The sequence below is a fragment of the Pseudomonas sp. FH1 genome, assembly GCF_000510895.2.
Classification (GTDB): Bacteria; Pseudomonadota; Gammaproteobacteria; order Pseudomonadales; family Pseudomonadaceae; genus Aquipseudomonas; species Aquipseudomonas azotoformans_A.
Window position 1 is genome coordinate 1 of record NZ_AOHM01000056.1, and the last position, 26,744, is coordinate 26,744.

Genomic DNA, 26,744 nt, shown 5'->3' on the forward strand with positions numbered 1-26,744 from the left:
GCTAATTATATGATATTTATGGATAATTTCCAAAGTTGATGACATTGGTAGAGAGGCATGCCCTCACCGTCGACGAGCAGGGCGAACCGCTCACCGGCTTCCGATTTAATTCTGCGCAATGACAAATCCAATGCAGTCTCCTTTTTTACAGTTTTTCTAGGTATTGCATTTTGTATATTGTTAAGAAAAATTTCTTACAGTGCAAAAAAAAGGAAACCCCCGTAAATCGGGGGTTTCCTTGGTAAAACTTAACATTTACCTCTAAGGTGATCTCTAGAAGTAGTAGGGGAATTTCAGGCTGAACGTAAAGTCCGGCGCATCATCTGTCATCCCGATCGCCAGGTTCGGCACGATCGTCAGGTTATCCGATGCTGCAATCGTCATGCCCACGTTAAAGTAACCGGCATTGGCATCACTGGACACCACCGACTGCCAGTCCCCGCCATTGGGCTTGAGCTTGCTTTTACGCTGGATCAGGTCGGACACCGAGAACGACATACTCATCTTCTCGTTCAGTGCAAAGGCAACACCGACACCCAGTTGAAAGCTGTCGCCCAGGCTGACCTTACCGCCGACTTTCTGGTTGACGTCACTGCTGATGTCATCAAACGACTCTTCGAAGTTGTGGGTGTAGGAGAACGAGCCAAACAGCACGGCCGGGTCGAACGTCTTGACCAGCGAGATTCCCGGCGTGATCGACCAGACACCGTTACCGGTCGGCAGGTTTTCCGGTACATACAGGTTGTCGTTGGCGGTTGAGCGTACCAACTTGATGCCGAACGGTTCCTTACCGGTAGGCGCCTTGACGCGCAGCGACACCACCGCATCCGGCAGGGTGGGGGTTTCATCCAGGAATTTGTACGCCACACCGAAGTTGACGTCGCCGATGGTCGGGTCGCGGCTCACCGACTCTTCCGAGGTGGCATTGGCATTGTTGCCCGCACCGCCGGACTGGTAGGTCGATTCGCGGTACACCACCGGCACGTTTACATCGAACTGCCAGCGGTTATCGAGGTTGTAGCGACCGGTCAGGTCCAGCGTCCAGTTATCCGCCTTGATCCTGTCCAGGTTGATATTACCGAGGAAGATCGAGTCCAGTGCCAGGAAACCGTTGAGCGTGAGCTGGCGTGCATCGTAGCGCGCGTAGGTAATACCGGTTTCAAAGCTGAACTTGCCGTTGCCGAAGAAACCGCTGGCTTCGTTGTAGAGGTTGCTCACGCTTTGCGCGGGTGCCGAGTCGTCCTTGAGCGACTGCCCATAAGAACTGCCACCGCCACCGGCCCCGCCGGATGCGGCCGCAGCGCCTGTGCCTGCCACGGACGCGCCGCCACTGGCTTTCTGGAAGTCTGCCGGGGATTTGGCCAAGCGTTTGGGCGCGGGCGTCGCCGGTTGGTCCTCGACTTGGCGAACCCGTTGTTCCAGTACCGCCAAGGCTTTTTGCTGCACTTCGTACCGCTGCTTGAGTTCCAGAAGTTCCTGTTTGAGGGTCTCGATATCGGCGTCTGGCGCGGCATACAACAGGGATGCGGGCAAGAGCGTACTTAAACAGACCACCGCACGTAGCGATAACGATCGATGCATGAAATAAGCCGTCCTTTTCTAATGCGTAAGTGTCGAGGGTCAGCGTAGTTCAATAACCGAGAGTGCGTAGGCCTTTGAGTTGATCCAGGTTGCAGTTCAGCGCCGGGTTGTTCAGGCCGTTGTTCATCACCACATTGAGCTGGGTCATGTTGGAGACGAAGTTTCTATCGCCGGTCAACACGGTGCCTTGCAGCACTTGTCCGCCGCCAATCTGCTGGAGGCTGTTGCCTTGGTTGTGGTTGCCCTGAATCGCCATCTGCAAGCCGCCATTGTTGGCTGACACACTCACACGGCCTGCCGCGCTGTCACCGGTGACGGTGCCGCCGGCGACCAGTACCTGGCCGGATTGCACGATATTGGACGGGGCGAAGCCGTTCTCGGTGACGTTGATCCCGACATTGTTGTACGCGGTGTTGCCGTCGCCGGCTGCGCGCACGCTTTGGGTCACGCCTGTGCCGGTGCCCAGGCCGGCGCCGCCGCTGACGTTACCGGTGCCCGTATTTGGATTGGTGCCGGTACCGGTAGAGCCCGTGGTCTGTACGTAGAATTGTGGCGTGATGGTGGAGGAATCGACTTGCATGCTGGCCTTGCCAGTAATGGTGTCGCCCACGGCATTGGTCCAGGTGCTGCTCATGACAATACCGAAACTGACAATCCGCCCCGGCATCACATAACGACCGCGCAGCTCGGCCATTTCCGAGTCCTTGAGTTCGATCGGTTTGAACCCCGACGAAGCATAAGCGGGCATTGAGGCTGCCAGACACAAGACCGTCAGCCAACGGGAAGTGTTCATCTTCTGCTCCTGGAGCGTCCTGCCCCTTATTGCGCTTCTTAGAAGAAGTCGCTCTGGATGAAACCGAAGTCCATCAGCTCGGCATCGCCTACGGGCCTGAACTCATTCAACTGGTTCTTGGCGGTCAGTGGCGTGGGCGGGTCGAGCAGGGCGTTGGCCTTGTCGTAACCTTCACCCAGCACGGCGAATACAATGCCATTCCAACCTTTGACGAAGTCATCGTGTGAATAGCGCTTGTGGCCCAGCACCGGGTCGCCGATATAGACCCAGTCCTTGTCCGCGCGCTGCAACACCACGAAGTGCTTGTAGCCCCGGATTTCCAGCAACACCACCACAGGGATCTTCACGGTCGCCAGGGTGTCTGGCCCGATTTTGTAGCCCCGGGCACGCATGCCGATGCTTTCGAGGTAGCGCTTCATGTCCAGCATGGAGAAACCCTGGGTACGTACCAGGTCCTGGTCTGCATTGACCAGCATGCCTTTGATGATGTGGTCTTCGTCTACGTCGAGCCAATAGCCCTGGCGCAGGATGGTGGCGAGTGCCGCAGCACCACAGCTGAAATCGGTTTTCTGTTCCACCAGGTTGGCGAACTTGCGTTCACGGATACTCTCGACCTTCTTGTAGATGACTGCACCGCCAGGCATGGCGGAGATCGCCATGGTGCCTGCCCAGGTCGGGCCGGTGAGCAGCATCAAGAGGGTGAGGGTCGCGAGGCGCATGATCGAATGACCTGTTGGACACTGGAATAAAAAAGGGCCTTGTTGCCAAGGCCCCGTTGGATCAGAAGCGCACGCCGCTGCTGCAGACGCTGCAACCTTGGCCTACAGACAGGCTGTTGCTGCCTTGGTTGCCCGAGCCGGACAGTACGTTCACCCCAACGTTACCGCTGTTGGAGTTGACCGAGTTGTCCAGGCTGGCGTTGTTGGACACGTATTGAGGCTTGCCGCCATGGCCATAGCCGTGGCTGGTAGCGGCAGTGTTGAGGTAGCTGTTGTTGAGCGAATTTTGCTCGGTGTTGGCGGCAGCGGCGATGTTTTTGCCGTCAGCGGTAGTGATAGCCAGGTTGTTTTTACCTTGGTTTCCTTGACCGGACAGGCCGTTGTAGCCCACGTTGCCGGAGTTACGGTTGACGGAGTTATCCAGCGAAGCGTTGTTTTGGGTACCTTTGTTGACAAAGTTGTTGTGCTGGCTGCTTTGATCAACATCGATCACTGCAAACACTGTCGCGAAGTCGCCTTTGGCGCTGGAGATAGCGCCGGCGTTGTCGGCCTGGTTGCCGGAACCGGACAGCACGTTGACGCCAGTGTTACCGCTGTTGCCGGTTACCGAACCATCCGCAGAAGCGTTGTTCTCGGTTTTGGTGTCATCGAACTTATTGTGTTCGCTTTTTTGCACATCCGTCACAACAGCGGCGACAGTACCTGTTGGTTGAGGCGCAGGGTGCCAGCCACCACCTGCTTGAGCAGCAGCAGCCATGAGTGCGGCGAGAGCGAAAACCATTGGTTTCAGAGCCATTTGAGGTTTCATGGTGTTTCTCCTTGCTTCTAATTAGTTGGTTAAGTGTTGGTACGGTCTAACTCGTGCTACCAAGCCGTTACTTGATAGTGATGCCCAGGGTGTTAGCCACTCGGTTCCCCACCCCAGCACTCTGGTTCACCTGAATCACTCCTCGGCTGCCTGTGAAGGCCTGGTCGCTCGTCACGACCTGGCGGCTGCCAGTGGTGGGGGTGAGCCCTGAGTCGGTTGCCAGCGTCGTCGTGTTCTGTTGCAACAGGACGCTGTCGTCGATGCTTTGCGGGCCAGGGTTGACGCTGATCCGCACCGCATTGACTAATTGGTTATTGGCCCCGGCGGACTGGTTGATGCCCAACATGCCGTTGCCATTGCTGAAAGAAGTGCCCTCGATCGCCGCTTTGGCGTTCAGGGAAGGGTCGACCTTGCCGTCCATTCTCTGGATATTGCTGGTGGTCGCCTGACCACCCAGCGCGACGGCGCGGTTGTTGGCGGTTTGCTGCTGGTTGCCTGCGGCCTGGTTGATCATCAGGTTGCCGCGGTAGTCTTTACCGCTGTTATTGATCACGGCGGTGTTGTCGGCCATGGCCGAAGCGCTGGTGAGCAGGGCCAGAAGGAGCAGAGAACGGTTCATTGTTTGCCCCCCATCATGCTGCCGATGTTGTTCAACGGCGCCAGGCCACGCTGGATCGAATCGCTGATCTGCCCCCCCATGCTGCCACTGCCCCCGGAGCGACTGGCGGCTGCGCCGGCGCCCAAGGTGGACATGCTGTTTTGGGTGGCACTCAAGCCGGAGAGGTTGCCGTTAGGCTGGATGGCACGGGTGATGCTCAAGCCGCTGCTGACGGCGCCGAAGTCTCGGTCACTCAGTTCGCCCGAAAGGGCGCCGAGGATTTCCCGGCTTGGATTGGCATTGGCGGTCTGGGGGTAAGGATCTGGACCAAAGGAAGACCGACCGTACATGTGTCCCTGTACGTCGCGCCCGGTGACGATCACGCCGTCACCCGCATGGCTCGGAACCACGATGCTGGCGCTGAGTACACAGCTGATCAGCAGTACGTTCATCGAACCTTGAGTGAGTGTATTCACGGCGGCATTCCTTATTCTTCGCGCTGACCCTAAACAGCGCTGTAAGGGATAGAGCAGAAGCCGTGCCGCTTTTTATTTTGTGTGGTTATTCAAGGGGTTGAAGATATTGATGGGCAAAGTGATAGCAGCGCTGTTTCAGGAATGAAACAACGCCCCGGCCATTCACAGCTACCCAGCCACTGCGCAAACGCTTCACTCGGTTGTATCAGCGCTGTAACACTGCCCATGGCAAAACGATGAATCCGCTGTGCACGGGCGGTTCAGGGCAAGGGCGTGTTAAAAAAACGGACACTTCAGGCATGACAAAGCCCACAACGGTGGGCAGCGGTTCAGCCTTTGGGCGTTTTACGCGGGATGGCGTTGAGTACGGGGTTGCCGTCCTGGTTCTGGGTCAGGTAGACCGGCAAAACCTTGGGCAGGGAGGCAATGAGGTGGTTGACCTCACTGATGTTGTAGATGCCACCGATGCGGATCGCGCCGGTGTTGGCGTCGGCCAGCATCACCGGTTTGGTGAGGTAGCGGTTGATCAGCGGCAACGCATCGGCCAGCGCCAGGTTGTCGAGGATCAGCTTGCCCTGGCGCCAGGCCAGGGCGGTGTCATAAGGGCTGATCGTCCGCACGCGGGGCGTGGCATCACCCTGTTGGTAACTGGCCTGCATGCCGGGCGTCAGCGGCACGCTGCCGTGGACCTGGTCGCTGGCAATCTGCACCGAGCCTTCCAGCAACATCACCCGTACCTGGTCTTCGTATTTCCAGACGTTGAACTGGGTGCCCGTCACCCGAACCTGGCCTGCCCCAGCGTGCACGATAAAGGGATGGGCACTGTCATGGCTGACTTTGAAGAACGCTTCGCCCTTTTTCAGCGTGACCCGACGCTGATCGTTGTAGTTGCTGTAGACCAACTCGGTGCCCAGGTTGAGTTCCACCTGGCTGCCATCACCCAGGGTGACCTGGCGCAAACCATTGGCAGCCTCGAAGCGCTCGTAGGAACTGGGCAGCCAACCGGCTTCCCAACCTGTAAAGGCTGCCAGGGGCAGGGCGACCAGGCAGATCGCCGCCGCCACGGCGTAGGTGCGCACGCGACTGCGGGGTTTGAGCGGCACCACCGCCGGCGTGGGTTCGTGGCGGGGGAGGTGGTCGGCAACGTCCCAGATCTCCAGCATCGCCGCGTATTCAAAGGCATGCAGTGGGTGGGAGTCGTGCCACTGTTCAAAAGCCTGACGCTCGCTCGTCGTGCAATCGCCCGCGTGCAGGCGCATGCACCAATGCGCGGCGGCGTCGGTGATGGCGTCATATTCGGCTTCTGAAAGGGACTTTTCGCTCATTAACTCATCCTGATTTCGCACATTCTAACCTCCCAGGGCGGACGGCGAGAACAGCCATCATGGCGATTGCACATCAATTGGAACTTATTCTCGTTTGGAAATACCTAAACGATTCAGGACATTCCCACAATGGAGAACGAAAATGCTGAAGAAAACCTTAATCGCCCTGTGTGCAACTTCCGCACTGCTCAGTGCCGGTGCCGCCCTGGCCGATAAACCGGGGGCAGGCTGGATCACCATCGAGAAGGCGATTGAAGTCGCCAAGACCAAGGCCGGTTACGTTGAGGTGTATGCCGCCGAGGCCGATGACAATGGCTATTGGGAAGTCAAAGGGCGCAAGTCCGACGGCACGGTATATGAGGCGCGTATCGATGGTGCGTCGGGCAACATCCTGCGTGATCAGAAGGACTGAAGCGCTCTGCCGGGGTGCTGCCTCAGCGCCCCGGAAACAGCTCTCGCCCCAAGTGGGTGATCAGGCACGTCACCGAGTCTGCATTGGCCAGGATAATGTCCATGCGACGGTCTGCATCGCTCATGAATATTGCCCGGGCATCATCCAGCGTCCTGGCTCCCGTGAGGTGCAATACTTTGTCACGCACTTTGGTCGAGCCTGTATTGCCTAAGTCTTCCCAACGTTGTGAAAGATCGTTCCAGGTCTTGAACAGCATGGTTGCTGGCGTCAACACAGAAAGCGCAGTGCTTTGCAGATTCGACAGCGCCGTGTACTTGCGCAGGCCTTCCGCCGTTCCACGATTGATCAGGTCCAGGAACGGACGCATCGAGTCCATGTAGGCGATGTCTTCGGTGGCTGACACCAGGTGGCTCATTTCGTGAATCAAGGTGGCCGCCCGTGCATGGTCGTGGATGTCGAATGGCGTGTTCAGGTGACCCAAGTAGGAGTCCATCGTCGTTTCGAAGAAGAGGTCCAGCAAATAGATCCTTTGCTGGGCATCTTCCGGTATCACGAAGGCAAAAGTCTCGTCAGGAGCCCAGCGGGCTGAGCCGACAACGAAGCGCTCTGAATCAAATGTGAGCAGGCTTTGCTGGGTCAAGCCGTCGAGGATTTCCCTGACGCGGGTTTGTATCTTGCTCACCTGCGCGGGATTGAAGTTGAGCACGCCGAACATTTCGGTCAGAAAACGCCCTACGCGGGAATTGGGATCGCGCCGGATCGCGAACAACGTCAGGTTGTCCTGGCAGGTGAAGGTGTAGAACAGCGCCACGTTGAGCGCACGGTGGATGATCAGTGCCTTGTCCATGTCCAGTGCGCGGATGGCTGGCAACCCCTGCGCCTCGATGTTGATGGAGTCGCGCTCCGTGAGGCGGGTGACGTATCGCCCTCGGTAACGCGAAAGGGTCGGCCCGAAGCGCGGCTCACGCTCGGAGAGGTCCAGAACCCACTGGCCCCGCGCGTTACGCTCGACAAAAGGCCCTAATTCCGACGCCAGGCTCACGCGCCAGTGCTCACCGCGTTGTTCTATCGGGTAAACCCGGCCGGCTACGGGGACGTAGGTGCGGTTGTTGACCGGTTGGGTATAAACCCCGCGCTCTTCGTCCAGGCGCAAATCAGCCAACGCCACCGTCATGTTTTCAAAACGTCGCAGCCGGGTACGCATCGGGTCTGTCACATCCAAGGTGCTCACCGTCATAGCCGGTGCGGGTCCTGTTTGCGGCAGGTCGGTGGGCGCTGTGGGCGGGTCTGTAGGCAGCCACTCGTCGAGTTGCTTGCGCAGCGATGCCAGCGTCGCCAGACCCTGGATGAACTTGCGCAGGCCTGCGCCAAAGCGCTGTTGCTGCAAGTCTTCAGCGGACGCTTCGAACAGCTTGAAGCTGCGCCATACCACCATCGGGTATTTGAGCTTGCCCGCGATAAATTGCAACGCCATGGGAATGCCGTTACGCAACAGGCTGGTGATGCCGTCCCATTGGTCCTTGCCTTCCCGTTCGAACTGGCAGGTGAGCATTTTCAGCAGCAGCAGCGTGTTGTCGTGGAACAGCCGCGGCAAGATATTGCCCCGGATCGGGTTCGACGCGAGGCGAATGTCCGAACCCGGACGCTGGGTGGGCCGCAGCAGGTTGCGGTAGGTCGCCTGCGCGGGTTCGTCCAATTGGCGGATGATCCATTCCTGCAGCGGACCGGGACGGTTGATCTCCCTGCGCAACTCCTCTTCGCTTGCATATTCCTTGAGCACACGCAGCGGGCTGTAGGGCGCGTAAAGCACCAGCGGGCCAGAGGCCTTGGCCTGCGGGCCGATAAGGTACACACCGGTTACCTTGACCGCCTGCGCGCCCTCTGTCGCCACCAGTTCCAGCGGGCGAATCATCGCACTGGCGCCGCTGACCTGTTCCCGCGCCACCGCGTCCGGCATGTCGATGACCTGCTGGATAAACCCCCACGCCGCCTCACTCAGGCGCTCTTCGAGCTTCTCTTCATGGGCGTGGCGCAGCAATTGCCAGGGCAGTTGCCGGCTAAACAGCTCGCGGCGCTGGCGCGCGTCGTCGGTGTCAGCTGCCAAGTGCGTGGTGAGCAGGGTGTTATAGGTCGACGCGATATCCAGTTGTCGCACCAGTTGCACCACCGCCGCCCCGTCGAACGTGGTCGGCAACGGAGTAGCGCCACGGGCGCGTGGGTGAAGATTGTTGGCGTGCAGGTCGGGCAAATGGCGCAGGGCAAAGTCCGTCAGGCTCTGGGTGTGTCCGTTAAGGACGATGCGCGCCGGTATCAGTACATCGTCGGGGTTCAGCTCCAGTCCGGGGTAGCGTGCGTCGAGCAGGGTGCGCAGGCGACTGGCGACGTGTTCGCGCAGCGGCGGCAGGCTGTGCAGGTAGTCGCGCTCATCCAGCGTGCTCAGGCGGTACTGTTCAAGCAGTTCAGCGTGCAGCAACTGTTCCTGGGGCATGGCCATCCCCAGCCAGACGGGCAAGGCCTGTTGCTGAATCATCGCCTGGGCGATGCTCGCCGCCCGGTCCAGATTCGACAGCGAGGCTTGCTGCATCTCGTTGTCCAGACAGTCTTGACGCCGTTTGGGGGCCAGCGGCGCGGCCAGCCAAAACTCTATGTCGTCCACCCCGTGCTCGACGTAGCTCTGTTGGCGGTCGTTGAGCAAATGTTCGTCAATACGCTGCAGCGGCCCCAGGCCAAACGTGGTGTGCGGCTTTCGCTGGCGCAGCGGCAAGTTATGCAAGAGCGCCAGGCGCTTGTCAGGCTGGGTCAGGCGTTGTTCCAGCTGCTTGCGCAGCGCGTTGACCGACTCGAAGGGTTCGTGGCCGTGTTGGGGGGTCCATAGCAACGCTTGGCCGGAGTGGTTGGGGTCAATGCCGCCGCGCTCGGTGAGCACGAAGCAGTTGGCCAGCGGCAGCAGTTGCTCGCCCAGGGTGAGTGTGAGGCCGTAGGCGTCCGGTAGAAACCCATTGAGTCCGTGGCGTTTCAAACGGGTCATGCTGTCGGGGCGCAGGACGGTGTCCAGGATCGCATGCTGCTGGGGCGACAGCGTCTTGTTCAACAAGCGCAGTTCAGTCTCGCTGCGCAGGCCGAGCAGCAGGGCACTGCCCAATGTTTCGCGGTGATCCTCCAGGAATTGGCGAGGAAGCTCGCGCACGTCGTGGTGGGTGAGGCCTACCATGGAGAGAGCGACCATGGCGTTGACCGTCGAGCTGCTCAAGCTGTTCCAGCGCAGGGCGGCGCCGTCTCGACGGGTGGCATAGAAACCCATGTCCGGTGTGTCGCCCAAAGGGCTCGCGACCTGAGCCAGGTGTTCGATCAGAAAATCCACCAGCATCACCGAGCGCACCGGCACGCGCTCTTCGCGTTGTTCCGCCTGGGTGGCATAGGTGTTGATGTAGATATCAGAGGCATCCATATCCAGCTGGTACTTGTGCAACTCGGTATTCAGTGCGCGTCGGGCCAGGCCGCGCAGGGTCGGATGCTGGCGACGTTGCGCGGCAGATGCCGCCTGCGCCGCTTGCAGCGTTTGCAACTGCAGTTTGGCGCGTTCGGCCTGCACGGTTGAGGGCCTGCCATTGCCGCTGCTGATCGGGTGCAGGCTCCAGCGGCCCGCGGTGTCGAGTGACAGCAGGCGACTGTCGAGCATATGGCGCACGTCCAGGGCGCAGTCGAGCAGGGCTGCCAGGTCTACCGCGCCATTACTGCGTCGATACAAGCCGAGGGCATGCTCCAGATTGCTCAGCTGCTTGGCGGCGATATCCTCGACCAGCCCACCGAACACACTGCCGGCGACCGGCAAACCGCTGACCTGCACCGCATCCATTGCGATATATGCACTGCGCTCTTCCAAGGATAGAAAGCTCAACAGCTCATCCTCATGCCCGGCCGCCTTGAGCATGCTCAACAAGGTGTCGTTAAGGTCGGCAAGGTCTTCAAGCACCTGTAGCCCGCGTGATTGGGTGTAGAGATAGGCATGCTTGCCCCCGATCAACAAGGTCGAGGCCAGTTCCACGTAGTGCTGGTACGGCGCGTGAATACTGACCTTCTCGATATGCAACGAGGGGTGCCAAGCGCTGCGCGCGGCCTGGTCAGGCAGGAGGAGCGCTAGCAGGTGTTGGTTTTCCTCTGCTGACACGATGGCGTACTGGTGCTTGAACAGCAGGTCGGCGCGGAATTTGTCACGCATCGCCTGGGTAAACAGCTCCAGGCGCGAGTAGCCGCTGTCGATGTCTTCGTTCCACCAGGTTTGCAACAGGCTGCCCAGCAATTTTGTGAGGACGCCGGCGGTTTGTTGCACCAGGCTTTCCCAATGTTGCAGGTCTTCAGCGTGGCGGGTGTCGCTGAAGTCGTGGGTGATATGGCGTGGGTTGGAGAAGGTGCGCGTCTGTGCGGTCGGCCAATCCTGCTTGAGATAGTACTGCAACAACACGTCACTCAGCGCAGTGGAATTGATCCAGCGCGGAGACTGCTCGGGGTGTTCTGCGTCGGCGGCGATAAAACTGTTGACCCGCGTGTCCCGTTGATCGAGGCCTGGGAAATAGGAACGCGCCATGATGGCAAGCAGGGTATCGAGCAGCCAGGCCAGGCTGGGCGTTTTACGCAACTCTGCAAGCACGGCTTGCAGGTTGAGCTTCTGGCTGGCCTCGATAGTGTTCTCCTGGTCTTCGAATACCGCGCCGGGTATGAATGCAGTGCCCAGCGTAAAGGCAGTGCCGGGGGCAAAGTCTTTGCGTTGTTTTATGGATAAAAAATGAATTAAATCAACGCGATGGTCTTCGCTATTCAAGCGGTTTATTAGCTCGTCAATGACGGCCTCGCGATCATCGAACACTTCGATTCCGCCATAAGGCGTGTAGAGCAACGCCTTGCTTTCATCAGGGCTGGAGCTCATCAGGAAAGTGCCGGCCAACGGGATGGAGACTTTGGGTGTGAGCTTGAGGATGAATTTCTCCACCGCCATCGGGTGGTCGCGCAAGGCTTCGTCCTGGCGAGCTTGATCGGTGGCGTAGTACAGCGTGTTGAGCCAGTCCAGGTCCTTCAGTGTCAGGCCGAGCACTCGCTCGCGTTCAGTCGGTTGTTTTCTGCGCGCCGGTCGGTGGAACTCCGGGAAAAAATACGGTGGGTTTACGTGGGTCATCCATTGCTCTCCTTCAAGGCCGCTGTAGTGAGGGCAGGGTAGGCGGGACGACGGCGCAGTCGGCGGTAGATAACTGCGGCAAAAACGACCTGACCGGCACGCGACGATTGACAGCAGGCGCGGGGCGCGTTGTTTAATCACAGGCTTGAGTTACCCGTCTCGTTGCCCCTTCCAATCATAATTCGGAGCTTCAGATGTCTACGCCGTCCAAGGTCGTTGAAGGTTCCAGTGTCTCCTTAGGCTTCAGTGCGCTGGTGGCGTTGCTGCAGCAGGTGTTCGAACGCCATGGCACTTCACCTGAAGTGGCCGCGATCCTCGCCAGCAACTGCGCCAGCGCCGAGCGCGATGGCGCCCACAGCCACGGCATTTTTCGTATTCCTGGTTATATCAGTACCCTGGCCAGTGGCTGGGTGAATGGCCGCGCGGTGCCTCAGGTCACGGATGTGGCGAGTGGGTTTGTGCGGGTGGATGCCGGCAACGGCTTCGCCCAGCCGGCCCTGGAGGCTGCCAGGCCTTTACTGGTGGAAAAAGCCCGCAGTGCCGGAATTGCCTTGCTGGCCATTCACAATTCCCATCACTTTGCGGCCCTGTGGCCGGATGTCGAACCCTTTGCCGAACAAGGCTTGGTGGCCCTGAGCGTGGTCAACAGCATGACCTGCGTGGTGCCCCACGGTGCCGACCGCCCGCTGTTCGGCACCAACCCCATTGCCTTCGCCGCGCCGCGCGCCGATGGCTTGCCGATTGTGTTCGACCTAGCCACCAGTGCCATCGCCCATGGCGATGTGCAGATTGCCGCGCGCAAAGGCGAGCGTTTGCCGCCGGGCATGGGTGTCGACGGGCTGGGCCAGCCGACCCAGGACCCCAAGGCCATCCTTGAAGGCGGCGCGTTGTTACCGTTTGGCGGGCACAAGGGCTCCGCTCTGTCCATGATGGTCGAACTGCTGGCCGCGGCGTTGACCGGTGGCAACTTCTCGTTTGAGTTCAACTGGTCCGATCACCCTGGCGCACGCACGCCGTGGACCGGCCAACTGTTGATCGTGATCGACCCCAGCAAGACCGCCGGGCAAAGCTTTGCCGAGCGCAGCCAGGAACTGGTGCGACAGATGCATGCGGCGGGGCTGCGGCGCTTGCCGGGGGATCGGCGGCACCGTACGCGGGCTAAGTCAGAGCAGGAAGGGATCTTGCTGGACGCGCAGGAGTTGCAAAACCTGCGCGCCTTGGCGGCGGGCTGAAAAGGGCTGCGCCAGTGGCGCAGCCCTGTTGACTCAGTTCCGACGGCCCAACAGCAGGCCGACCACCAGGCCAAAGCCTGCGGAGATGGCAACGGTCTGCCACGGGTGACCACCGATGTAGGTTTCGGTGGCATCCACCACCGGTTTGCTGCGCTCGCGCACGTTGGACACCGAGTCCAGGGCCTGTTTGAGCTTGATGGCGACCTGTTCGCGCAGGGTCTCGCCTTCTTCGCCTACCAGGGATGCGCTGCTTTTGAGCAGTTTGTCCGACTCTTCGATCAACGCCGTCAGTTCACTGAAGGCTTGATCCTTGATTTGATCTTCGACGGCTTGGGCGGCAGATTTGCGGGCCATTGTGTGACTCCTTGCAGGTGAATGTGACAGTGAACAATGGAGTGTCGGGCGACGGCAAAAGTTGCAGTTTTTTTGCCGTTGCCCGGTCTTGAGCAAAATCCGAATCAGGAAATTTCGACCTACAGTGTAAGATGTCGCCTATTTGTGCAGCAGGTAAATCAACATGAGCTTCAATCTCGCCAACAAGACCCTCGCCGAACGCGCCGAGCTGGAAGATGAAAAGTCCCGGCTCTACGACCTGTGGCAAACCAACCTGGGCAAGGCCAAGGGCGAGGCGGCACGTCTGTTCGGTGAACGCGCCAAGCGCAAAGGCAAGTGGGCCGAGTGGGTGCGTGCGGAGCTGGACGGCATGTCGCCGCCGGAGTTTTCCAACATGGTGCGCAGCGAAGTCAACAAGTTGATGGCGGCCGCTAAGTAAAGCTCGCGACAATCGCTTCACGCACTTTCAGCAGCAGCGGATCAAGCTGTGCCTGGGTGCGCCAGCCCAACTCCACCGGGTAACGCGGCAGGGCCAGTGGGCAAGCCAGTACCCGCAAGCCGGTCATCGCGCCGATGGCCTCGGCGGCGTGACCGGGAATGGTCGCCACCGCCTGGCTGCCCTTGAGCAGAAAAGGCAGCGCAGCAAAGTGGCTGGTGGACGCACACACCTGGCGGCTCAGCCCTTGCGCCGCCAAACCCTCGTCAGTGATCCCGATAAACCCGCCGGACGACACCAGCACATGCTCGCGTGCGACGAACTCGTCCAGGCTGATGCTGGCCTGGTCCGAATCCATGAGGCAACGGTAGTCGCCTTCTCCCAGCACGTGGCGGCTCAGTCTGCCGTGGGCAAAACCACCGGCGGTGATCGCCAGGTCCAGGGTGCGGTCGAGCAGGGCGCCTGCGACGATCTGGCTGTGGGTCTGACGGAAGATCACCCGCAGCTTCGGTGCCCGTCGTGCAATTTCTTCGATGAGACGGCGCCCGTAGGCAATCTCGAAATCATCCGACAGCCCCAGCACTACGGAGCGCCCCTGATAGTGCTGATTGTTCGGGTCGACCATGGCCAGGCTCTGCCGACAGCGATCCAGTGCCTCACTGATCAGCGGTTTCAATTGGTTGGCCCGCAAGGTCGGCGCCAGTCCACGCCCGGTGCGCACGAACAATTGATCGCCATACACCTCGCGCAAGCGCCGCAAGCCTGCGCTGATGGCCGATTGCGTCACGCCCAGGCGCAAGGCCGCGCGGCTGGCGCTGGACTCGTCATGCAGGGCCTCGAAGGTTTTGAGCAGGTTGAGATCGACCTGGGCGATATTGATCTGGCTCATATCATTCAGCACTGAAGTGGGCTTTATTCATGATCGAGGCTGGCGGGAGAATGGGCAACCCCTGACTTTGGAGTGATCGTGATGCCTGTTTCTACCGTGGCTGCGTTGCAAATCGGTTCCTTGCCCGGCGGCAAGGCTGAAACCCTGGCGCAAATACTGGGTTATGAAGACGAAATTGCCCGTAGCGGTGCGCAATTGGTGGTCATGCCGGAGGCGTTGCTCGGTGGCTATCCCAAGGGCGAAGGGTTCGGCACGCAATTGGGTTACCGCCTGCCGGAAGGGCGTGAAGCCTTTGCCCGCTATTTTGCCAATGCTATCGATGTGCCAGGCCCTGAAACACAGGCGCTGGCCGGGCTGTCGGCACGCACCGGCGCCAGCCTGGTTCTGGGTGTGATCGAGCGCAGCGGTAGCACGCTGTATTGCACGGTGCTTTATTTCGAGCCTGCGGGCGGCCTGGTGGCCAAGCACCGCAAATTGATGCCCACCGGCACCGAACGGCTGATCTGGGGCAAAGGCGACGGTTCAACCCTGCCGGTGATCGATACGGCTGTGGGGCGTGTCGGCGGCGCGGTGTGCTGGGAAAACATGATGCCGTTGCTGCGCACGGCGATGTACGCCAAGGGGGTGGAGGTGTGGTGCGCGCCGACGGTGGACGAGCGCGAGATGTGGCAGGTGAGCATGCGCCATGTGGCCCATGAAGGGCGCTGTTTTGTGGTGAGTGCGTGCCAGGTGCAGGCGTCGCCCGAGGCGTTGGGCATCGAGGTTGCCAACTGGCCGGCTGAGCGACCGTTGATCGCAGGGGGCAGTGTGATCGTCGGCCCCATGGGCGACATTCTGGCGGGGCCGTTGCTGGGGGAAGTCGGGCTGCTGACGGCGCAAATCAACACGGAGGATTTGGTGCGGGCGCGGTATGACTATGACGTGGTGGGGCATTACGCCCGGCCGGATGTATTCGAGTTGGTGGTGGATGAGCGTGCCAGGCCAGGCGTGCGCTACATCACCGACTAAAACACTACTGTGGCTCGCCACAACCACAGGTCAGCAATGTTAGTTGCATGGCGTTTACCAGGTAGCGGTATTCGGCAGGTCCAGTGTGCCACGGTCGACAAAACGCATCGTGCCAAACAGCCCACCGGCCAGCTTGCCCCGCAGCACATAGGGCAGATTGTTCAAACTCTGGGTCTGGCTCAGGCCCAGGGTCTGGCGCAACACCGAAAACGCCGAAACACTCACCGGCACCATCAGAACGGTCTCGGAAAAGCGAGGGATGGAGCCGCTTTGATCACTCACCCCCGATGCCAGCGGGCGGCCATTGACCTCCAGGTCCAGGGCGACGCCGTTGTAGTCGATCGCCGTTTCATTGGGGTTCTGTACCCGCAGTTTCACGGCGAAACGCACTTCCAGGTCCTGGCTTTGCAGGGGCTCAATGCCCACCACGTTGATGTTTACCGGGTCGCGGTTGGGGAACAGCGCGCAGGCGCTCAGGGTCAGCAGCAACAGCGATAGAACCATGAGCTTGCGCATATAACAGTGCTCCTATTTCGTGACGTCCGGGTCCTGCATCACTTTGAGGGTCGAGGACTCCGGATCAAATTCATCTTCTTCCAGCTCTATGAACTCTTCCGGCAGGAAAATGTTCAGCAGGATTGCACAGAAAGCCCCCACGGTGATCGGCGACTCGAAGATGTTGTGCAGCGCCTTGGGCAGGTCGCGCAGCACTTCCGGCACGGCGGCAACGCCCAGGCCCATGCCCAGGGAGATCGCCACGATCAGCACGTTGCGTCGATGCAGGCCGGCTTCGGCGAGGATCTTGATGCCTGCGACGGCCACGGTGCCGAACATGATCAGGGTCGCGCCACCCAGTACCGGCTTGGGCATCAGTTGCAACACCGCGCCGATCATCGGGAACAACCCCAGCAGCACCAAGAGGCCTGCGATGAAGTACGCCACGTAGCGGCTGGCCACGCCGGTCAACTGGATCACGCCGTTGTTCTGGGCAAAAGTCACCATTGGCAGGCTGTTGAAAGTGGCCGCCATCGCTGAGTTGAGGCCGTCGGCGAGCAGGCCCGACTTGATGCGCTTGATATACAGCGGGCCCTTGACCGGCTGCTGGGAAATCATCGAGTTGGCGGTCAAGTCACCGGCCGCTTCCAACGGCGAAATCAGGAAGATCACCGCCACCGGGATAAACGCCACCCAGTCGAACGAAAACCCGTATTTGAACGGCACCGGCACGCTGATCAACGGCACGTGCGGCAACGCCGCCATGTCTACGCGGCCGATCATCCAGGCCACCACAAAGCCCAGGGTCAAGCCGATGACGATGGAGCCCAGGCGCAGGAAAGGGTTGCTGAAGCGGTTGAGGACGACGATGGTCAGCAGCACCAAGGCCGCGAGGCCCATGTTGGCGGCCGCACCGAGGTCCTGGGCGCCATAGCCGCCGGCCATGTCGGTGACCGCGACCTTGATCAGTGACAAGCCCATCAGGGTAATGATGGTGCCGGTGACCACCGGGGTGATCAGCATGCGCAGCTTGCCGATGAACTGGCTCAGCACCACCTCGATAAACGCGGCGAAAAAGCAGATACCAAAGATCGTCGAGAGAATCTCATCGGTGCCGCCACCACGCGCCTTGACCATGAAACCCGCGCTGAGGATCACGCTGATAAACGAAAAACTGGTGCCCTGCAGGCACAACAGCCCGGAACCGATCGGGCCGAACTTGCGTGCCTGCACAAAGGTGCCGAGCCCCGACACAAACAGCGCCATGCTCACCAGATACGGCACTTCGCTTTCCAGGCCCAGCACGCCGCCGACGATCAGCGTGGGCGTGATGATCCCGACAAAACTCGCCAGCACATGCTGCAGCGCGGCAAAAATCGCGGCGGTGAAGTGGGGGCGGTCTTCCAGGCCGTAGATCAGGTCGGATTTATAGCGCGGGCGGGGGGCTTGAGCGTCAGACAAAATACGGGCTCGGGTCAGAAAATGGAGGCGCAGGATGCCAGAAACTGCCGGTCGTCAGAAGTGTAAAAAAATATTTATGGAGGACCTGTGGGAAACCCCAGGCCCTGCCGATATCGAGGATAGGCCCACATACCAACGATAACAGTGGTGACCAAAGGTCAGAACGGCGCGTTGACGCCGACTGATCGTTTCGCGGCAGGGACGCTCGCAAACACTACTTCTGAGAGCTCCCCCTATGTCCCTCCGTCAACTGAATATTGCCCCACGAGCGTTTCTCGGTTTCGCGTTCATTGCATTGTTAGTGATTCTATTGGGGGTGTTTGCGGTCAACCGTATGACGCAGATCCGGCAGTCTTCGGTGGACATGAGTGCCAACCAGGTGCCCAGCGTGACGTCGCTGGGCGTTATCACGGAAAACGTACTGCGCCTGCGTATCCTGTCGTTCCGTGTGTTGATCAACCGTGAGCCTGCCAGCCTGCAAGAAGCCGAAACGCGCATGGGCGTGCTCGCCGACAAGGTCAAGACGGCCCAGGCCACGTACGCTGCGCTGCCGGCCGGCCCGGAGGAGACTGCGCTTTACAAGACGTTTGTGGTCACCCTGGATAACTACTTCAAGGCTCAGGCCGACATGCTGGCACTGTCCAGGCAGGGCAACCTGGATGGCATGCGTGCCTTGATCAACACGCGCATCAAGGACGGCACTGACCAGATGGGCGAGCAGTTGAATAAGCTCATCGCCATCAACGCGGCGGATGCCAAGACCGCCGACGCTGAAGCCGGGCAAAGTTACGACGGCGCCATCACGGGCGTGATTGCGGTCTCTGTCGCTGCCGCGCTGCTGACCGTACTGTTGGCGTGGTTGTTGACGCGCAGCATCGTCACGCCGCTGCGCAAAGCCGTGGAAGTCGCAGAAACCATCGCCAGCGGTAACCTGAGCAAAACCATCGAAGACGACGGCAAGGACGAACCCGCCCGCCTGCTCGGCGCCCTGGCCGCGATGCAGGCCAACCTGCGCCAGACCATCCAGCACATCGCCGGCTCCGCGACGCAGCTGGCTTCGGCGGCGGAAGAGTTAAGCGCGGTCACCGAAGAAGCTTCCAAAGGCTTGCAACAACAGAACAACGAAATCGACCAGGCCGCTACGGCGGTCAACGAGATGACGGCGGCGGTGGAAGAAGTGGCGCGCAACGCGGTCTCCACCTCTGAGGCCTCGACCCAGTCCAACCAGGCCGCCCGCGAAGGCCGCGACCGCGTGGTGGAAACCGTCGGTGCGATCCAGACCATGACCCAGGACGTACAAAACACCGCCGCGATGATCGAAGGCCTGGCCACCCAAGGCCGCGATATCGGCAAAGTGCTGGACGTGATCCGCGCGATTGCCGAGCAGACCAACCTGCTGGCGCTCAACGCCGCCATCGAGGCGGCGCGTGCCGGTGAAGCCGGGCGAGGTTTTGCGGTAGTGGCCGATGAGGTGCGTGCGCTGGCCCATCGCACCGCGCAGTCGACCCAGGAGATCGAGAAAATGGTCGCCGGCATCCAAAACGGCACCGGTGAGGCCGTGCAGTCGATGCAGCAGAGCAACCAGCGCACGCAAGACACCCTGGAAATGGCCCGCGCCGCCGGTGTGGCCCTGGAGCAGATCACCCAATCCATCAGCCTGATCAACGAACGCAACCTGGTCATCGCCAGTGCGTCGGAAGAACAGGCCCAAGTCTCCCGCGAAGTGGACCGCAACCTCGTCAACATCCGCGACCTGGCGACCCAGTCGGCGGCGGGTGCCAACCAGACCAGCGCGGCCAGCCATGAACTGTCGCGTCTGGCGGTGGATTTGAATGGGATGGTGGCGCGGTTCGTTATCTGAATGCGTCAGGAACCTGCTCTTTGTGGTGAGCGGGCTTGCCCCGCGCGAGGCAAGCTCGCTCACCACAGTAGAATCAGTGTTTCCACACGGCTGCATTCACCAGGTTTTTTGGTCGCTCACCCGCCAACGCCTGCAACAGATTATCCACCGCACATTTGGCCATGGCCTCCCGCGTCTCGTGGGTGGCCGAGCCGATATGCGGCGTCGCCACCACATTGTTCAAGCGCAACAACGGCGAGCCGTGATCCAGCGGTTCCTTCTCAAACACATCCAATCCCGCCGCCCGAATGGTGCGCTGTTGCAGCGCCTCCACCAGCGCTGCTTCATCCACCACTTTGCCCCGCGAAATGTTGATGAAGATCGTCTCCGGCCCCATCAGCGCGAACTGTTCGGCGCCAATCAATTTCTCGGTTTCAGCGGTGAGCGGCAAGGTCAGGCAAACAAAGTCGGCCTGTTGCAGCAAGTCGTTCAGGCTGCGGAATTGTGCACCAAAACGCGCTTCCACTGCCGGCTTGGGCGAATGGCTGTGATAGATCACCGGCATGCCAAAGCCAAAATGCCCACGCTGGGCCAGCGCTTCGCCAATGCGGCCCATGCCGATGATGCCCAGGGTCTTGCCATGCACGTCGCTGCCGAAATGCGCCGGGCCGATGTTTTTGTTCCACTGGCCGGCACGCACCATGTCGGCCAGTTCCACCACACGCCGCGCGGTGGCGAGGATCAGCGCAAAACCGGTGTCGGCGGTGGTTTCAGTGAGTACGTCGGGGGTGTTGCTGAGCAGGATACCGCGCGCGGTCAGGTAGTCGATGTCATAGTTGTCGACGCCAACCGACACGCTGGCCACGGCTTGCAACTGCGGCGCCAGGTCGAGCAGCTTGGCGTCCAGGCGCAGGCTGGCGCCCAGCAGGCCGTGGGCGCCGGGCAGGGCGTCGCGCAGCTTGGCCACGCCAGTATCGTCGAGTGCTTCGATCAGCGTGACATCGGCCTGTTCATGCAGGCGGGCCATCAGCGGCGCAGAGAGTTTCTTGTACAGCACGACAGACTTTTTCATGCGGTCTTTACCTTCAATTCCAGGTGGGGCACCGGCGTGCGATCACTTGCGCCGGGCTTGAGAAAAATCGTCAGCACCACCGACAGCAGCAACGCGCCGCTCATCAGCAAGTACGAAGCGCCGGGCGAACCGGTGCTGCTATTGAGGTAGCCCACCAGGTACGAGCCGCCGAATGAACCCAGGGCGCCCATGCTGTTTATCAGCGCCATGGCACCCCCGGCGACGTTGGCCGGCAGGATCTCCGGGACAATCGCAAAAAACGGACCGTAGGGCGCGTACATGCAGGCCCCGGCGATCACCAGTAAGGTGTAGGACCACCAGAAGTGTTCGGCACCGAGCATGTAGGACGCATAGAAAGCAATCGAGGCAATCAGCAACGGCGGCCACACGAAACGTTTGCGCTTTTGCAGCTTGTCCGAGCCCCAGGACACCACCAGCATGCCAATCACCGCCGCCAGGTAGGGCAGCGCCGACAACCAGCCGGCCTCGACCATGTCCATCTGCAAGCCTTGCTTGAGGATCGACGGCAGCCACAGCACAAAGCCGTACACGCCAATGCTCCAGCAGAAAAATTGCAGGGCCAGGATGATCACTTTGGGCGAACGGAACGCCTCGGCGTAGTTCTTCACCGCCTTGATCCCGACTTGCTCGGCGGCCAGCGCGGTTTCCAGATCCTGTTTCTCGGAGTCGCTCAGCCACTTGGCATCCTTTGGACGCTCATCGGCCAGCTTCCACCAGATAAACGCCCACAGCACCGCCGGCAGGCCTTCGATGATAAACATCCAGCGCCAGCTGAAATGCTGCACCAGGTAGCCCGACACCACCGACATCCACAGCATGGTCACCGGGTTGCCGAGGATCAGGAAGGTATTGGCGCGCGAGCGTTCGGCACGGGTGAACCAGTGGCACAGGTACACCAGCATCGCCGGCATCACGGCGGCTTCGACCACGCCGAGCATGAAGCGGATCACGATCAGCATGTAGGCGTTGGACACCACGCCGGTCAGGGTGGCGAGGCCGCCCCACAGGATCAGGCTGACGAAAATCAGCTTCTTGACGCTGCGCTTTTGCGCGTAGATCGCCCCCGGCACCTGGAAGAAAAAGTAACCGAGGAAAAACAGCGCGCCCAGCAATGACGACATGCCGGGGGTGATCATCAGGTCTTCGGCCATCCCGGAGGCAGCGGCGAAGCCGTAGTTGGCGCGGTCCAGGTACGCCAGGCTGTAGGTGATAAAAACGATGGGCATGATGTACCACCAACGGCGGGTGGCGAGTTTCACGGTGTCCATGGGGTTGCTCCTGAGCTTGTTGTAGTTGTGGCAACAGGTAGTGGGTTAGGCAACGGATCGAATGGGTAACTCTGAGCGGGCGGGCAGGCCTTCCATGTCGCCACGGCTTTGCACGGCGCGGCTGCCGATCCAGTTGCCGCGCTGTACCGCCTCGGGAAAGCTGAGGTTTTCCAGCAGGGCGCTGATCATGCCCACGGCAAAACCGTCACCGGCTCCGACCGTGTCCACGACTTTGTCCACGCGCACGGCGGCAACAAAGCCCTGGTCCAGGTGAGTGCGGTAGTAGGCGCCGTCCGGGCCGAGCTTGATTGCCACGGCTTCGGCGCCCTGGTCCAGATAGAACGCGGCAATATCGGCCGGGTCATCGAAACCGGTGAGCAGACGGCCTTCGCCCAGGCCCGGCAGAACCCAATCGGCGAGCCCTGCGAGGGCGTTGATTTCGCGGATCATCGTCTGTTGGTTGGCCCACAACGACGGGCGCAGGTTGGGGTCGAACGACACGCTGCGCCCAGCTTTGCGCATTTGCGTCATCAGCTCGACGGACAACTCGCGTGTGGCCTCGGACAACGCGGGCGGAATCCCGGTGGCATGCAGATGGCGGGCTTGCAGCAACGCAGGACTGATGGCCGCGATGGACAAGTGACTGGCCGCCGAGCCCTTGCGGAAGTACTCCACCTGGGGATCATCACCGGCTTCTTCGCGGGACTTGAATTGAAAACCGGTGGGATGCAGCGGGTCGACCGCCACATGCCGGCAATCCAGGCCTTCCTGGGTCAAGGTGTCGACCACAAAGCGCCCGAGGGAATCGTTGCCCACCCGACTCAACCACGCCACGTTGAAGCCCAGGCGCGATAGGCCGATGGCGACGTTACTGTCGGCCCCCGCGATGCGTTTATGGAACTGAGCCACCTGGGCCAAGTCGCCGGTTTGCTCGGCGACAAACATCGCCATGGTTTCACCAAACGAGAGGATATCGATCTCAGACATGAGCGTGCTCCGCATGAGGTTGGCCCAGCAGGGCGAGGGCGGTGACCTGCTGGGCGGTGATTGCGACCAGGTCATCGCCTTGCAGCGGAAATTCCACGGCCCGGCTAATACCTGGAGTCATGTGCTTGAGCAGTTGTTCCCACAAATGCAGGTCGGTGGCGCCAGGCGGCAGGGCGACCAGCTTGCCATCGGCGCGCCGGGCCACGGCCTTGCAGTGCAGGTAATCCACATGCCGGCCCAGCAGGCGTGCGGCGGTGAGGGCGGACTGGTCCTGCCACTGCCAGTTGCCGATATCGAAGGTCATCTTGACCGGCAGGCCCAGGCGTTCCACTTCGGTGAAGAAACGCTGTATCGGTTCGATGCGGCCGCCATGCAGGGTCTGATCGTTCTCTACCAGCAGCCGAACCGAGTGGCGGTTGAGCAGGGCGTGCAGGCTTTCCAGGTCGTTGGTGTCGGTGAAGTAACCGAGGGAGACTTTCAGCCAGCGTGAACCGAACGCCTGCGCCCTATCCAGGGTGGCCGCGAGTTCAGCATTCGCTTGGGCGCGGCCGGCGACCCACAGTTCCAGGGGCGATGAGAACACCGATTCCAGGTGCTGTTGCGCCGCGGCCTGGGCCAGTTCGGTGGGCTGTTCGTCGGTTAAAAGCTCTTCGCGCCATTCGATGCGCTGGGCGCCGGCGGCGGCTAGGACCTTGACGAAACTCAATTGCCCCTGCTGGCGTACCAAGTCGGCGCCGTAGCTGGAAAGGCTGATGGAGACGGGGTATTTATGCATTGTTGTTTACCTCTGAAACCGGTTTCATTTTTAAGCGAAAATCAAAGCTGTGGGAGCTGTGTTGAGCCTCGGATAATCAGTTGGGGCAAGAAATCCAGGGTACGCGTCGGCTCGGTGTCGCCGCGCAAGCGCTTGAGCAGGCAGTCGAACGCCGAGGCGCCAATGGCGTCGGTGGGTTGGGCGAGGGCGGTGATGCCGCTGCCCACCAATGGATACCAATCCAGGTCATCCAGGGCGATCAGGCCTACGTCATCGAACAGGTTGCAGCCCAGATTCTTCAGCACACGGGTGCAGGCCAGCGCTGCGACGCCGTTGGCACAGAACAGTGCCTTGGGGCCAGGTTTTGCGAGAAAGGTTTGCAGGTGTTGTTGCAGCGCGTCATCCAACTCCAGCACGGCACCGGTCAATTTCGGACGGTTGGCAATCTCAGCCTTGAAGCTCTCCAGGCGCTCCAGGCGCGAACTGGTGCCATCGGTGGCTTCGCTCACCAGCAGCACATCGCGATAACCCTGTTGCTCCAAGTGCTCCACCGCCATGCGCACGGCTGCGGGGTTATCCAACCCCACCAGATCGCTGTGCAGCGGCTCGACTTTGCGGTCCACCAGCACCAGGGGCATTTCCCGTTGCAGTTCCAGCAGTTGGTCGAGGTGATGGCCGAGGGTGTTCACGATCAGCCCTTCGATGTTGTACGAACGCAGGGCCGCCAGATGCTGACGCTCTTGTTCGTCATCGCGGTCGGTGTTGCACACCACCAGGCTGTAACCGTGTTGGCGGCAGGCGGTTTCGACACCGTGCATCACGGCAATGGAATAGGGGTTGCGGATATCGGCCACCAGCATGCCGATCAGGCGCGTGCGGCCACGCTTGAGACCACGGGCCATCTGGTTGGGGCGGTAGCCGAGTTGTTTGATGGCTTGCTCGATGCGCAAGGCGATGGCATCGGAGAGCAGGGCGCGGTCGTCGCCGATAAAGCGTGACACGCTGGCCTTGGAGACACCGGCGCGTTCGGCGACGTCGAGCATGGTGACGCGGCTGCGCTGGGCGGCGGAAAATGGGGTCATGAGACGAGCCTTTCTTATTGGAATAGACGACTGGCGCACTATCTGAAACCGGTTTCAGAAGACACCATGCAGCCTGAATCGTCAAGAAAAAACCGTGAGAGTCTCCCGTCCAATGGGTCGTAGAACGACCAACGGTCCACCTTACCTGTGAATTCTGACAGTTTCGGATGCATCAAATTGAGTATTTAATTTCTTCAATAGTCGACCAGTAGTTCCGTCGTTGCTGGTTCTTTCTCGTTGCAGCGTTGAGGAAGTTGTTATGCCAACCACCTCTAGTTCAGGCACCGGCACTGGGGCATCGTCTTTGAATGCGAAGGGTGTTCTGTCACTTGCTCCAATGGATATCACCGGCGTGGACCCCTTAGACCCAACGGGTCTAATAAAAAGAAATGTGTTGCTTGCAGACCTGGAAGTGAAAATTTCCATGTGGGGCCGGGGCCTGTGCCGCTGGATAGCCCGCATATTCTTGACCTCATTTTGATGCAAGGGGCCACTGTTATTTATACGCAATCAAAGACGGTCACTGCGCCACCCCCGCCGTTTCCTATTGAGCATGTGCTGTATATTCCCACTCTTGTCATGCAATCGTTAGCTGGCTTAGTGCAGCTGTATTACGTCGTCACAGACTCATTTGGTGGTCCCAGCGAACTAGACCCCAAAAGAACACTCACCATCGATCAGAGCAACCCGGAGTTACTAGATCCTGCCGATCATCTCGAGTTTGTGGTGCCTCCATCACCTGCAGTGGATGAAACCTACCTGCTAAATAACGATCCGGTCGCACTTCACCTTCTCCCTTATACAGGCCGCAGCGACGGAGATGACATTCACCTCTATTTGTCCAATTCTGCAAACCCTCCGGTTGCCGGGCCAGATTATATTTATAAGTTAGTGTTGAGTAGCGATCCATTGATTGTCTACTTGCCGGCGGACAAATTCCGTGTATTGATCAGTGGTGCTGCGTTTATCTTTTACCGGATTTTTGACAGGGCCGGATATTTCAGTGTGCGCAGTGCCGGTCTTCCATTTCAGCTTTCGTTAATTCCATTGCCCGGGCCACGGCCACTGCCAGAAATCTATCCGCCTGAACGTTACAGTGATTTGCTGATCAAGCGTGATGACGCCCGCGCCGGTATTTTTGTCAGGATTAATGCATACACCAATTGGGCGCCGGGGGATAAGGTCCGCGTTTACTGGGAAGGCCGTCCCGCCCTGCTCCAGGATGTAATTGGTTTCCCCACCGACGTGCGGATTGACTGGCCGTTGCTACGTGGACCGTTGACGGACCCACTGGCCCCCGAAACAGTGCCGGTGCGCTACGAGATTATTCGCTTCAGCCTGCCGCCATTTCCATCCTTCGCGATACCTGTGAATGTCAACTTGCCGGTCGCCGGGCAGGACCACGCCAACGCGCCAGCCTTGCTCAACCTGGATCTGCCGCTGACGGAGGTGCGGGGGCTTGTCTCCAATACCAAAAACGTGGTCAACCATGATGACAATCCGGCAGGTGCTCGTGCGCGTGTATTGCTTTATCAGGATCCACAGCCTGGTGAGGTCTTGGGCTTTTATTGGAACGGGATTGGGCCCGTGGCCTCCTATACCGTCCAGCCCGGTGATGTGGCAGGCCAGTTGGTATTTTCTACGGTAATCCCCTGGGCCGTGATGGAAGGCTTCATACATCCTGCACTGCCGGTGTATTACACCACCAGTAACGGAGTGAATGACCAACAGTCTGATAATACATTCGTGAATGTGAATACTGGCACGCTGATTCAATTTCCAGCGCCTGTTCTAAAACATACCTTGGTGGGCGGTGCGGGCAATTTGTCTTGTTGCTCCAAGCCTGAAGTGTTTTTTGGTGTCCATTGGCATGTCACCGCTGATCCGCTCTTTGAACTGAATGACGTGATCAGGTTTTTCTGGGAGGGTTATGACAGGGCGGCGGCAAAATCTGAGTGCAACACCTGACCTTTCCGGTACGGTG

Annotated in this window: 23 protein-coding genes; 6 read left to right on the plus strand and 17 right to left on the minus strand. The window is 60.0% G+C overall.

Features of this window, described 5'->3' with window-relative positions; translation table 11 throughout:
- Window positions 1–273: 273 nt before the first annotated feature.
- The 7 genes from H096_RS17415 to H096_RS17445 form a co-directional block, all read right to left on the minus strand.
- Complete coding sequence (locus tag H096_RS17415) at window positions 274–1,581, minus strand: transporter (protein WP_033900354.1); 1,308 nt, start codon at window positions 1,579–1,581, stop codon at window positions 274–276.
- Between the two features lie 49 nt (window positions 1,582–1,630).
- Window positions 1,631–2,374: a hypothetical protein gene (locus H096_RS17420; protein ID WP_033900355.1), complete on the minus strand. Its 744-nt coding sequence runs from the start codon at window positions 2,372–2,374 to the stop codon at window positions 1,631–1,633.
- A gap of 38 nt (window positions 2,375–2,412) precedes the next feature.
- Entirely contained in the window at window positions 2,413–3,093 is a 681-nt protein-coding gene (locus H096_RS17425; protein WP_033900357.1) for a C39 family peptidase, read from the minus strand.
- Between the two features lie 61 nt (window positions 3,094–3,154).
- On the minus strand, window positions 3,155–3,901 hold the full coding sequence (locus H096_RS17430; protein ID WP_033900359.1) for a hypothetical protein: 747 nt from the start codon (window positions 3,899–3,901) through the stop codon (window positions 3,155–3,157).
- A 67-nt stretch (window positions 3,902–3,968) separates the two neighbouring features.
- Complete coding sequence (locus H096_RS17435) at window positions 3,969–4,520, minus strand: hypothetical protein (RefSeq protein WP_033900362.1); 552 nt, start codon at window positions 4,518–4,520, stop codon at window positions 3,969–3,971.
- On the minus strand, window positions 4,517–4,975 hold the full coding sequence (locus H096_RS17440; protein WP_033900364.1) for a hypothetical protein: 459 nt from the start codon (window positions 4,973–4,975) through the stop codon (window positions 4,517–4,519). The genes H096_RS17435 and H096_RS17440 overlap by 4 nt, the downstream gene beginning before the upstream one ends.
- Window positions 4,976–5,304: 329 nt before the next feature.
- Window positions 5,305–6,300, minus strand: coding sequence for a FecR family protein (locus H096_RS17445; protein WP_033900366.1), 996 nt, complete (start codon window positions 6,298–6,300; stop codon window positions 5,305–5,307).
- Window positions 6,301–6,442: 142 nt separating this feature from the next.
- Between H096_RS17445 and H096_RS17450 the strand changes: the two genes are divergently transcribed.
- Complete coding sequence (locus H096_RS17450; protein WP_033900369.1) at window positions 6,443–6,712, plus strand: PepSY domain-containing protein; 270 nt, start codon at window positions 6,443–6,445, stop codon at window positions 6,710–6,712.
- A gap of 22 nt (window positions 6,713–6,734) precedes the next feature.
- On the opposite strand, the gene H096_RS17455 is transcribed toward H096_RS17450, so the two are convergent.
- The gene (locus H096_RS17455) at window positions 6,735–11,882 is read right to left on the minus strand and encodes a DUF6543 domain-containing protein (RefSeq protein WP_033900371.1); all 5,148 of its coding nucleotides are present in this window, start codon (window positions 11,880–11,882) and stop codon (window positions 6,735–6,737) included.
- 194 nt (window positions 11,883–12,076) lie between these two features.
- Between H096_RS17455 and H096_RS17460 the strand changes: the two genes are divergently transcribed.
- Window positions 12,077–13,114, plus strand: coding sequence for an Ldh family oxidoreductase (locus tag H096_RS17460; RefSeq protein ID WP_033900373.1), 1,038 nt, complete (start codon window positions 12,077–12,079; stop codon window positions 13,112–13,114).
- A gap of 33 nt (window positions 13,115–13,147) precedes the next feature.
- Here H096_RS17460 and H096_RS17465 read toward each other — a convergent pair whose 3' ends face one another.
- Window positions 13,148–13,468, minus strand: a complete 321-nt coding sequence (locus H096_RS17465; RefSeq protein ID WP_003217958.1) for a DUF883 family protein — start codon at window positions 13,466–13,468, stop codon at window positions 13,148–13,150.
- A 163-nt stretch (window positions 13,469–13,631) separates the two neighbouring features.
- Here H096_RS17465 and H096_RS17470 point away from each other — a divergent pair, with 163 nt between their 5' ends.
- Window positions 13,632–13,886 carry a hypothetical protein gene (locus H096_RS17470; protein ID WP_003190904.1) on the plus strand — a complete coding sequence of 85 codons (255 nt, stop codon included), beginning with the start codon at window positions 13,632–13,634 and terminating at the stop codon, window positions 13,884–13,886.
- Here the strand turns inward: H096_RS17470 and H096_RS17475 are convergent.
- Window positions 13,879–14,772: a LysR family transcriptional regulator gene (locus H096_RS17475; protein WP_033900375.1), complete on the minus strand. Its 894-nt coding sequence runs from the start codon at window positions 14,770–14,772 to the stop codon at window positions 13,879–13,881. The two genes, H096_RS17470 and H096_RS17475, sit on opposite strands and share 8 nt — an antisense overlap.
- A gap of 81 nt (window positions 14,773–14,853) precedes the next feature.
- Between H096_RS17475 and H096_RS17480 the strand changes: the two genes are divergently transcribed.
- Entirely contained in the window at window positions 14,854–15,780 is a 927-nt protein-coding gene (locus H096_RS17480; protein ID WP_033900376.1) for a carbon-nitrogen hydrolase family protein, read from the plus strand.
- A gap of 54 nt (window positions 15,781–15,834) precedes the next feature.
- On the opposite strand, the gene H096_RS17485 is transcribed toward H096_RS17480, so the two are convergent.
- Both H096_RS17485 and H096_RS17490 read right to left on the minus strand, forming a co-directional pair.
- Window positions 15,835–16,296: an LEA type 2 family protein gene (locus H096_RS17485; RefSeq protein WP_033900377.1), complete on the minus strand. Its 462-nt coding sequence runs from the start codon at window positions 16,294–16,296 to the stop codon at window positions 15,835–15,837.
- A gap of 12 nt (window positions 16,297–16,308) precedes the next feature.
- Complete coding sequence (locus tag H096_RS17490; RefSeq protein WP_033900378.1) at window positions 16,309–17,736, minus strand: nucleobase:cation symporter-2 family protein; 1,428 nt, start codon at window positions 17,734–17,736, stop codon at window positions 16,309–16,311.
- A 235-nt stretch (window positions 17,737–17,971) separates the two neighbouring features.
- On the opposite strand from H096_RS17490, the gene H096_RS17495 reads away from it, so the two are divergent.
- The gene (locus tag H096_RS17495; protein ID WP_033900380.1) at window positions 17,972–19,597 is read left to right on the plus strand and encodes a methyl-accepting chemotaxis protein; all 1,626 of its coding nucleotides are present in this window, start codon (window positions 17,972–17,974) and stop codon (window positions 19,595–19,597) included.
- 73 nt (window positions 19,598–19,670) lie between these two features.
- Here the strand turns inward: H096_RS17495 and H096_RS17500 are convergent, their stop codons facing one another.
- Genes H096_RS17500 through H096_RS17520 form a run of 5 tightly spaced genes read right to left on the minus strand, consistent with a single transcriptional unit; the run spans window position 19,671 to window position 24,760 of the window.
- Window positions 19,671–20,648: a D-glycerate dehydrogenase gene (locus H096_RS17500; RefSeq protein ID WP_033900383.1), complete on the minus strand. Its 978-nt coding sequence runs from the start codon at window positions 20,646–20,648 to the stop codon at window positions 19,671–19,673.
- Window positions 20,645–21,937, minus strand: a complete 1,293-nt coding sequence (locus H096_RS17505; protein ID WP_033900386.1) for an MFS transporter — start codon at window positions 21,935–21,937, stop codon at window positions 20,645–20,647. The genes H096_RS17500 and H096_RS17505 overlap by 4 nt, the downstream gene beginning before the upstream one ends.
- A gap of 45 nt (window positions 21,938–21,982) precedes the next feature.
- Window positions 21,983–22,924, minus strand: coding sequence for a sugar kinase (locus tag H096_RS17510; RefSeq protein ID WP_033900388.1), 942 nt, complete (start codon window positions 22,922–22,924; stop codon window positions 21,983–21,985).
- Window positions 22,917–23,699: a TIM barrel protein gene (locus tag H096_RS17515; protein ID WP_033900390.1), complete on the minus strand. Its 783-nt coding sequence runs from the start codon at window positions 23,697–23,699 to the stop codon at window positions 22,917–22,919. Before H096_RS17515 ends, H096_RS17510 begins: the two co-directional genes overlap by 8 nt.
- A gap of 41 nt (window positions 23,700–23,740) precedes the next feature.
- Window positions 23,741–24,760: a LacI family DNA-binding transcriptional regulator gene (locus H096_RS17520; protein ID WP_033900391.1), complete on the minus strand. Its 1,020-nt coding sequence runs from the start codon at window positions 24,758–24,760 to the stop codon at window positions 23,741–23,743.
- Between the two features lie 441 nt (window positions 24,761–25,201).
- Here H096_RS17520 and H096_RS17525 point away from each other — a divergent pair, with 441 nt between their 5' ends.
- Window positions 25,202–26,728, plus strand: coding sequence for a hypothetical protein (locus H096_RS17525; protein ID WP_191983011.1), 1,527 nt, complete (start codon window positions 25,202–25,204; stop codon window positions 26,726–26,728).
- Window positions 26,729–26,744 lie beyond the last annotated feature (16 nt).